The sequence below is a fragment of the uncultured Thiodictyon sp. genome (assembly GCA_903837595.1).
Taxonomy (GTDB): Bacteria; Pseudomonadota; Gammaproteobacteria; order Chromatiales; family Chromatiaceae; genus Thiodictyon.
The window spans coordinates 1-8,156 of sequence record CAILVI010000115.1 but is presented as its reverse complement, the minus strand read 5'-3'; the positions used below and the strand labels follow the sequence as shown (position 1 = coordinate 8,156).

Sequence of the window (8,156 nt, the reverse complement as noted above, 5' to 3'; positions counted from 1 at the left end):
TGCGGATGGGCCGGGCCGCACTGGGGTGCGGCGCTCCCAGTCGGTCGGCCTGACGGCCGACCGCTACGCCTCAATGGCCGGAACGATGATCAAGGCCGGCATTTCGTGCATCGATCGGGACCAGGCCAATACCCGCCAAACAAGCGATCTTTGAGCCAAAGATGGACCGCCATCGGCAACGCATGAACCTGGAGCAGCACTAAAGCATGAGCGTTGCCGGGAAGATCGCAGCCGTCGCCCCGTCTTATCCCCGCGTCCGCTGCGATCGATGACCCGCCAGAAACTGCCGATCGGCATCCAGACCTTCCGCGAGATTCGCGAAGAGGGCTGCTACTATGTCGACAAGACGGCGTTCGCCCTGCGGCTGATCGAGCAGGGAAAATACTATTTCCTCTCCCGCCCCAGGCGCTTCGGTAAATGGCTGTTTCTCGATACCCTGGGGGAGTTGCTCGCGGGTAACGAGGCCCTGTTTCGCGGTTTGTACATCCACGACCGGTGGGACTGGACGCAGCGCCACCCGGTGATCCGACTCAGCTTCGGCGGTGGCGTGGTCCAAAGCCGGGCCGAACTTGACCACCGTATTCTGGCCTTGCTGCGCAAGAGCCGCCGCGACCTCAGGCTTGAAGCGGTGGACATCACCGACGTGGTCGGCGGTTTCAGCGACCTGATCGAAGACGCCGAGGCTACTGCCGGCCGGCGGGTGGTGATCCTGGTGGACGAATACGACAAGCCCATCCTCGACAACCTGAGCCGCCCCGACGTGGCGCGCGAGCTCCGCGACGGCTTGCGCAACCTCTATTCGGTCATCAAGGACCAGGACGCGCACCTGCGCTTCGCGAGCGCGAATTCCGCGTCTGGTGGTTCGAGACCGGCACCCCGACCTTCCTCGTCGACCTGCTCACCCAGCGCCAGACCTGGCTGCCGCGCTTAGGCCACCTGGAGAGCGACGCGGCCCTGCTTTCGGCCTTCGACGTCGATCGCATCGCCACCGAGGCCCTGTTGTTCCAGACCGGTTATCTCACCATCGCGAGGGGAGGAAAACCGCTTTGGTGAGTATGTCTACCAGTTGCGCTACCCGAACCAGGAGGTCTATCAGAGTCTCATCAATAGCCTGCTGAAGGTCTGGACCCCCGACGGCCAGCCCCTGCTCGCCAACAAGCGCCGCTTGGGCGAGATCCTGCTCGCCAATGACTTCGCCGGTCTGGAACAACTCGTCACTGCGTTTTTCGCCAGCATTCCCAATGACTGGTATCGCAATAACCCGATCGCCCGGTACGAGGGCTATTACGCCAGCGTCTTCTATGCCTATTTCGCCGCCCTGGGCCTGGTGTCGCGGGATGGCCAGATAAAGAAGGCAGAGGAAGATAAGGTAGCCGGGGTTCCTTCTCTCGAGCAGGAGATCGCTGAGTTCAAGAAGAAGTGCGTAGCAGGGGAGGTCCCTGCTTGTTTGACTAGCTCCAAGCCGGCAGACAAGATAGACGCCGAGGCCCGTGAAGATGCCGCGCTGAAACAGCCTAAGAAGAAGGACTAGCCTGACTTGTAACTGTTCAGGTATCACCTTTAAAAACTACCAATCGGGCCAGGATCGAGTTCTTTTTTCGGCCAGATCCCGCGAGCCTCCAACTGGCCGAACTCTGGGGCTAGCGAATTGAAAATAAGGAGTCTCATTGAAATCATCTGTCTATATTGAAACGTCGGTTTTCAGCTATTTGACGGCGCGGCCAAGTAACGATTTACGCACCATGGCGAACCAAAGCGCGACATCAGAATGGTGGGAAACACAACGACCCGCTTACACTGTCTACGCATATTGCCAACGCACATATGCGGCCTAGAATCGAGGCCACCTGTCGAGCGCACGGCTACGAGCCGCCTGTGATCTGTACACCACTGGAACTTACGGAGGAATAGAGATGTGGGGAGACCCAATCGTTGCCGAAACGCGCACGCTCAGAAACGAATACGCGCGCGACTTCAATTACGATATTGATGCCATTTTTGAAGACCTCATGGCAAAGCAGGCCACACACCCGGAACGGGTGGTTTCATTACCCCCGCGCAAGGCTGATGCCTTAACACATAGGAAAAGGGGCCACCGCCAAGACTTGCCATCGCCGTGACGCTGACGGCATGAGCACCATGAATATTTCCCGACCCGACGCGCTCAAGTCCTATGTGGATGAGGGGAATACCGGGGACAGTATACTTAATTCCCATACACCCCAGAGAAGTACGCCCCTACGTGATCTCCCCGTGCGGTTTGAACCCCACTCACGCTGATATGTGCCCTGGTGTGGTCTTCTGGTTTATCCCTGACGACAATATCAACATCTTGCCCTAACGACATCAGGCAACGGAACAGCCGGTCAGTCGAAAAACCGGACAACCTCCCACGTACCAGAGCGGAAACCTTCGGTTGGTCAAGTCCCATCAAGGCGGCGGCTTCGGTCTGACTGAGGTCTTTCCGTTCGATGACCGCTGCAATCTGTTGGGCCAACCGCACACGCGCCAACGCCTCCTCGGCATCAGGTCGGCCAAGGTCGGCAAAAACATTGCCACTGCTGACCTGTCCGGGGATGTCGTGTTCTTCGCTCATCGCGTTATCTCCTCGGCTCCGCCAACCATGCCGCATAATGCGCTTGTGCCCGTTTGAGCCTGGCTTTCACAAGGTCGCAGTGGGAGTTTCAGAACCACGCAACCGGATCGCCCGGCCCCAGCCCCAGCACAAGGTCGGCCCGCCCCTGGTTGACCGCGATCTCTACCAGCCCCAGGGCGTTCTCATACCAGAAGGGCTGTCCGGGCGGGACCTCGCAGAAGGTCCGGGCCGCACCCAAGGTCCGACCAGCCGCGGTCAGTCGCGCCGCCAACGGGTCACCCAGCGCCCGCAGCCCGGTCATCAGATTGCCGTAGCCATCCACATAGACGACGGCGGGCAGGTCCTCTGCCCAATCCGCGCCGACCAGTGAGCCCGCGGCGACCGCGGTGAGGGCGGGAGACTCGCCCCGGCACAGGGCCGCGGCCAGCGGCGCGAACCAGTCGCGACCTTGGAAGCTGTTGGAGACGCTCGGGGGCCGCCAGTCGATCCGGTACAGACAGCGTGCCTGAGCCCGTCGCGTGACCTGGCTCAAGAGTCCGTTGTCCGGGGCAATGAAGAGGCTGTCCCCGGCGTCCAGGACGAGCCCCAGCCGATCCCCGCCGACGCCGGGGTCGACCACACACAAATAGAGCGTCGCGGGCGGCAGGTCACGCACCAGGGCGGGAAGCAGATAGGCGGCAAGGTCCGGACGGAAGGGCGCAAGGTCATGCACAAGATCGATGATCGGCACCCCCGGGGCCAGCGCCGATAGCCGGGCAATCACCTGACCGACATAGATGCCGGCACCAAAGTCGGTGACCAGCGCGATGCGTTCGATGGGCATCCGCAGCCGAGCACTCATTTTAGGTCCGCCATTGACTCACACATAACCAAAACGCAAAAACCGGGCCTCAGCCCGGTTCTTGCACTCCCGACACCAAGCCATTTGGTGTCAGTCTTCGTCTACCTCGACTGCGGTCTCGCGTTCCGGCCGGTCGACCAACTCGACATAGGCCATCGGCGCCGCATCCCCGGCGCGGAAGCCGCATTTGAGAATGCGCAGATACCCACCAGGACGCGCCTGGTAACGGGGCCCTAATTCAAGAAAGAGCTTTCCCACGACTTCCTTGTCGCGCAGCCGGGCAAACGCCAGCCGACGCTTGTGGACTGAGTCGATCTTGGCCAGGGTGATCAGCGGCTCAGCCACCCGCCGCAATTCTTTCGCCTTGGGCAGGGTAGTCTTGATCAGTTCGTGCCGGAACAGGGAGGCCGCCATGTTGCTAAACATCGCCTGGCGATGCGAACTGGTACGATTTAAGTGCCTTCCGGCTTTGCGGTGACGCATGGTCCGTGATTCCGGTAACAGTTAGCGAATGCTGAGTTCGTCGATATTTTCAGGGGGCCAGTTCTCCAGGCGCATCCCCAGCGACAAACCACGAGTGGCAAGTACGTCCTTAATCTCGGTCAGGGACTTCTTACCAAGATTCGGCGTCTTCAGCAACTCCACTTCAGTGCGTTGAATCAAATCGCCGATCAAATAGATATTCTCTGCCTTGAGACAGTTGGCAGAGCGGACCGTCAATTCCAGATCGTCCACCGGACGCAGCAGGATCGGGTCGATCACCGGCGCCTGCGGCGCCTCAGCAGCAACACCGTCCGCCGGGGCTGAACCCTCCAACGCGACGAAACTGGCAAGTTGGTCGCGCAGGATCTGGGCCGCCCGCTGGATGGCGGACTTCGGATCAATGGTCCCGTTGGTCTCCAAATCGATGACCAACCGATCCAGATCGGTGCGCTGCTCCACACGTGCCGACTGGACCTCAATGGAAACCCGACGCATCGGGCTGAACGAGGCGTCCAAGGGCAACCTGCCGATCGGACGATCCTCTGCTCCCTCCACATCACGCTGGGTCGCCGGCTCGTAACCGATACCGCGACGCACCGTGAGCGTCATGCTCAATTCAGCGTCCGTGGTGATATGGGCGATGATCAACCCCGGGTTAGCAATGGCGCCGGAATGCCCCAGGTCGATATCCGCCGCGGTCACGATGCCCGGCCCCTTCTTGCTCAGCGCAAAGGTCGCCTCGTCCTTGCCATTGAGCGTGATCGCCAGGTTCTTGAGATTCAGCAGTATCTCAAGCACATCCTCCTGCACGCCGGCCAACGTGGTGTACTCATGAAGCACCCCGTTGATCTCCACCTCGGTGACGGCACAGCCGGTCATGGACGACAGGAGGATGCGCCGCAGCGCATTCCCCAGGGTGTGCCCGAAACCCCGCTCCAGGGGTTCCAGGGACACCCGCGCATGATTCAGGCTGCCGTCGACCGGTTCGACCTGAACGATCCGCGGACGAAGAAACTCGCCGATAGCTTCAGTCATTCGGTACCCCCTTTGAAATCACTCCTTACTTGGAGTACAGCTCGACAATCAGCGACTCATTGATGTCGGCAGGCAGGTCGGAGCGATCCGGAACGCGCTTGAACACGCCCTTTAGACCCTTGGTATCGACCTCAACCCAATCGGGAAAGCCGTACTGCTCGGCCAAGGCCAGGGCGTTTTGTACGCGCACCTGCTTCTTGGCTTCTTCCCGAACCTCCACCGCATCCTCGGGACCCACCGGATAGGACGCGACATTCACGACCCGCCCGTTGACCAGGATGCACTTGTGCGACACCAGCTGCCGCGCCTCGGCCCGGGTCGAGCCGAAGCCCATCCGAAACACGACGTTATCAAGACGCCGCTCCAGCATCTGCAGCAGATTTTCGCCGGTCGCGCCCTTCGACTGGGCCGCCTTCATGTAGTAGTTGCGGAACTGCCGTTCCAACAACCCATAGATGCGGCGAACCTTTTGCTTTTCGCGCAACTGCACGCCGTAATCGGAAACGCGCCGCCGACGATCACCCGTCTGGCCGGGTTGCTTTTCCAGATTGCACTTAGTATCGAGTGCGCGCGCCCGGCTCTTGAGAGACAGATCGGTGCCTTCGCGCCGCGCCAATTTGCAGGTTGGGCCTGTATAACGTGCCATGCTCTATTGCTCCCTCAGACGCGCCGCTTCTTGGGCGGCCGACAGCCGTTGTGGGGGATCGGTGTCACGTCAGTGATACTGGTGATCTTGAAACCGGCATTGTTGAGTGCACGCACCGCGGACTCGCGTCCGGGGCCTGGACCCTTCACATTCACATCCAGGTTGCGCACGCCGTATTCCTTAACGGCTTGCCCGGCCTTGTCGGCCGCGACCTGGGCTGCAAACGGGGTGCTCTTACGCGACCCACGGAAACCGGAGCCACCCGAGGTCGCCCACGCCAAGGCATTCCCCTGACGATCGGTGATAGTGATGATGGTGTTGTTGAAGGAGGCGTGGATGTGGGCAACCCCATCCGCGACCTGCTTACGGACCTTCTTCTTGACGGTACGAGTCGGTTTAGCCATTCGCCTTTACCAGCCGGAGCGCATCATCTGCGCGGCCTTAACGCTTGATGGGACGCCGCGGTCCCTTGCGGGTCCTGGCGTTGGTACGGGTCCGCTGGCCACGCAACGGCAGCCCACGACGATGACGGATGCCGCGGTTGCAGCCGAGGTCCATCAAGCGTTTAATGTTCATTGAGATCTCGCGACGGAGATCGCCTTCCACGGTGAACTTCGCAACCTCGACGCGAAGCTTGTCCACTTCCTCTTCAGAGAGACTCTGGACCTTGGTCACCCGCGACACGCCCGCGGCGTCGCAGATTTCACCGGCCCGCACCCGGCCAATACCGAAGATCGCGGTCAACGCGATCACCGTGTGCTTTTTTTCTGGGATGTTAACGCCGGCTATACGGGCCATGGCTCGGAACCCTCAAATCCTGACTGCGGAGCGGTAAACCGCGTATCATAACAGAAGTCTGGCCTAAGTCAACCAGCCGATCGTTAACCTTGACGTTGCTTGTGTCGGGGGTCCTTGCAGATGACCCGCACAATACCCTTGCGCCGCACCACCTTGCAGTTGCGACACAGTTTCTTGACCGATGCACGTACTTTCATTCTCGTCTCCTAAAGATGCTTGGGCCCCTGTCAGCGCAACATGCCTGCGCCGGGCGCCTTCAGGTTGGCCTTCTTCATCAACCCCTCGTACTGATGGGACATCAGATGGGCCTGGACCTGGGCCATAAAGTCCATGATCACGACCACCACGATCAAGAGCGAGGTGCCGCCAAAATAGAAGGATACGTGATAACTGACCATCAGAAACTCCGGCAGCAAACAGACGGCCGTGATGTAAATAGCACCCACGGCGGTCAGTCGCGTCATCACGAGGTCGATATACCTCGCGGTATTCTCACCCGGCCGGATACCAGGGATGAAGGCCCCGGAGCGTTTCAGATTGTCCGCTGTCTCCCGCGCATTGAATACCAATGCGGTGTAGAAAAAGCAGAAAAATACGATTGCCGCCGAATATACGATCACATAGATCGGTTCCCCTGGCGACAGCTTGGACGTAATGTCCGTCACCCACCGCAATTTCTCATCGTTCGCGAACCACTGCCCCAGGGTCCCCGGGAACAGCAGAATACTGGAGGCGAAGATCGGCGGAATAACACCGGCCATGTTGATCTTCAGCGGCAAATGGGTACTCTGCGCCTGCATCAGCTTGCGCCCCTGCTGGCGCCGCGCGTAATTCACGGTGATCCGCCGCTGCGCACGCTCCACGAAGACCACGAAAGCGGTCACCCCAACCACCATGACCAGCAACGCCAGGACGGCCATCGGGTTCATCTCCCCGCTCCCCACCGCCGCCAGGACGCTTCCCACCGCGGCCGGCAAACCCGCCACAATACCAGAGAAGATGATCATCGAGATCCCGTTGCCCACGCCCCGCTCAGTAATCTGCTCGCCCAGCCACATGAGGAACATGGTCCCGGTGACCAGCGAGACCGTCGCCGTGAACACAAAACCTGGCCCGGGGTTGCTTACCAACGAAAGACTGCCAGCGGTCTGACCCTGAAGGGCGAGTGCGATCCCCAGGGACTGGAATGCAGCGAGCACCACCGTGCCGTAACGAGTGTACTGAGTGATCTTACGACGCCCCTGCTCACCCTCCTTCTTCAACTGTTCCAGCAGAGGTATCACCGACGTCATCAACTGAACGATGATCGACGCCGAAATATAGGGCATGACGCCGAGCGCAAGCAGACTAGCGCGTTGCAGCGCACCACCGGAGAACATGTTGAACATGTCAACGATAGAGCCCTTATTCGCGTTGAACAGGACGGCCAAGGCATCGGGATTAACGCCCGGCACCGGAATAAAGGTGCCGATGCGGTACACCAGCAGCGCCCCGACCAGGAACAGCAGGCGTTGCTTCAGCTCGGTCAGGCGCCCCATTCCGGCAAGCGCCTGTCCCATTGATGAGGGGTTTTTAGCCATCGGCAAGGGTCCTTCAGTTATTCCTCGACCTTCGCTTCGACCGCTTCCTCGACCGTGCCGCCCGCCGCCTCGATCGCCGCGCGCGCGCCCTTGGTGACGGCGATGCCACGCACCGTCATGGCGCGCTCCACCGTACCGGAGAGCATGATCTTGGCGGCGGTCGTCGAACGCTTGATC

General features: G+C 60.4%; 13 protein-coding genes. 3 read left to right on the top strand and 10 right to left on the bottom strand.

The features are described from left to right. Positions 1–268: 268 nt before the first annotated feature. From QZY44_RS35660 to QZY44_RS06385, 3 genes are all read left to right on the top strand, one after another. On the top strand, positions 269–931 hold the full coding sequence (locus QZY44_RS35660; RefSeq protein ID WP_365303481.1) for an AAA family ATPase: 663 nt from the start codon (positions 269–271) through the stop codon (positions 929–931). Positions 932–1,066: 135 nt separating this feature from the next. Beyond that, complete coding sequence (locus QZY44_RS35655) at positions 1,067–1,531, top strand: hypothetical protein (protein ID WP_365303479.1); 465 nt, start codon at positions 1,067–1,069, stop codon at positions 1,529–1,531. Positions 1,532–1,913: 382 nt separating this feature from the next. Then, entirely contained in the window at positions 1,914–2,120 is a 207-nt protein-coding gene (locus QZY44_RS06385; protein ID WP_295443818.1) for a hypothetical protein, read from the top strand. 86 nt (positions 2,121–2,206) lie between these two features. On the opposite strand, the gene QZY44_RS06380 is transcribed toward QZY44_RS06385, so the two are convergent. From QZY44_RS06380 to QZY44_RS06335, 10 genes are all read right to left on the bottom strand, one after another. Beyond that, entirely contained in the window at positions 2,207–2,596 is a 390-nt protein-coding gene (locus QZY44_RS06380) for a helix-turn-helix transcriptional regulator (RefSeq protein ID WP_295443815.1), read from the bottom strand. Positions 2,597–2,684: 88 nt separating this feature from the next. After that, positions 2,685–3,437 (bottom strand): SAM-dependent chlorinase/fluorinase, encoded by a 753-nt coding sequence (locus QZY44_RS06375; RefSeq protein ID WP_295443812.1) that lies wholly within the window; start codon positions 3,435–3,437, stop codon positions 2,685–2,687. Between the two features lie 90 nt (positions 3,438–3,527). Next, on the bottom strand, positions 3,528–3,920 hold the full coding sequence (gene rplQ / locus QZY44_RS06370) for a 50S ribosomal protein L17 (RefSeq protein WP_295443809.1): 393 nt from the start codon (positions 3,918–3,920) through the stop codon (positions 3,528–3,530). 21 nt (positions 3,921–3,941) lie between these two features. Further along, positions 3,942–4,955 (bottom strand): DNA-directed RNA polymerase subunit alpha, encoded by a 1,014-nt coding sequence (rpoA, locus tag QZY44_RS06365; RefSeq protein ID WP_295443806.1) that lies wholly within the window; start codon positions 4,953–4,955, stop codon positions 3,942–3,944. Between the two features lie 25 nt (positions 4,956–4,980). Continuing rightward, a complete protein-coding gene (rpsD, locus tag QZY44_RS06360) occupies positions 4,981–5,601 on the bottom strand; it encodes a 30S ribosomal protein S4 (RefSeq protein WP_295443803.1) in 621 nt (206 codons plus the stop codon). A gap of 14 nt (positions 5,602–5,615) precedes the next feature. After that, entirely contained in the window at positions 5,616–6,005 is a 390-nt protein-coding gene (gene rpsK / locus QZY44_RS06355; protein ID WP_295386769.1) for a 30S ribosomal protein S11, read from the bottom strand. A gap of 37 nt (positions 6,006–6,042) precedes the next feature. Further along, complete coding sequence (gene rpsM / locus QZY44_RS06350; RefSeq protein WP_295386772.1) at positions 6,043–6,399, bottom strand: 30S ribosomal protein S13; 357 nt, start codon at positions 6,397–6,399, stop codon at positions 6,043–6,045. Positions 6,400–6,482: 83 nt separating this feature from the next. Then, positions 6,483–6,596 (bottom strand): 50S ribosomal protein L36, encoded by a 114-nt coding sequence (rpmJ, locus tag QZY44_RS06345; protein WP_295443800.1) that lies wholly within the window; start codon positions 6,594–6,596, stop codon positions 6,483–6,485. A gap of 30 nt (positions 6,597–6,626) precedes the next feature. Further along, positions 6,627–7,979 (bottom strand): preprotein translocase subunit SecY, encoded by a 1,353-nt coding sequence (gene secY / locus QZY44_RS06340; protein ID WP_295443824.1) that lies wholly within the window; start codon positions 7,977–7,979, stop codon positions 6,627–6,629. Between the two features lie 17 nt (positions 7,980–7,996). Then, positions 7,997–8,156: uL15m family ribosomal protein (locus tag QZY44_RS06335; RefSeq protein ID WP_295443821.1), on the bottom strand; the 160-nt coding region annotated here is incomplete at its 5' end.

Coding starts and splice junctions, on each gene's coding strand:
- QZY44_RS35660 (WP_365303481.1), top strand. CDS start 269: ATGACCCGCCAGAAACTGCCGATCGGCATCCAGACCTTCCGCGAGATT.
- QZY44_RS06385 (WP_295443818.1), top strand. CDS start 1,914: ATGTGGGGAGACCCAATCGTTGCCGAAACGCGCACGCTCAGAAACGAA.
- QZY44_RS06380 (WP_295443815.1), bottom strand. CDS start 2,596: ATGAGCGAAGAACACGACATCCCCGGACAGGTCAGCAGTGGCAATGTT.
- QZY44_RS06375 (WP_295443812.1), bottom strand. CDS start 3,437: ATGAGTGCTCGGCTGCGGATGCCCATCGAACGCATCGCGCTGGTCACC.
- rplQ (WP_295443809.1), bottom strand. CDS start 3,920: ATGCGTCACCGCAAAGCCGGAAGGCACTTAAATCGTACCAGTTCGCAT.
- rpoA (WP_295443806.1), bottom strand. CDS start 4,955: ATGACTGAAGCTATCGGCGAGTTTCTTCGTCCGCGGATCGTTCAGGTC.
- rpsD (WP_295443803.1), bottom strand. CDS start 5,601: ATGGCACGTTATACAGGCCCAACCTGCAAATTGGCGCGGCGCGAAGGC.
- rpsK (WP_295386769.1), bottom strand. CDS start 6,005: ATGGCTAAACCGACTCGTACCGTCAAGAAGAAGGTCCGTAAGCAGGTC.
- rpsM (WP_295386772.1), bottom strand. CDS start 6,399: ATGGCCCGTATAGCCGGCGTTAACATCCCAGAAAAAAAGCACACGGTG.
- rpmJ (WP_295443800.1), bottom strand. CDS start 6,596: ATGAAAGTACGTGCATCGGTCAAGAAACTGTGTCGCAACTGCAAGGTG.
- secY (WP_295443824.1), bottom strand. CDS start 7,979: ATGGCTAAAAACCCCTCATCAATGGGACAGGCGCTTGCCGGAATGGGG.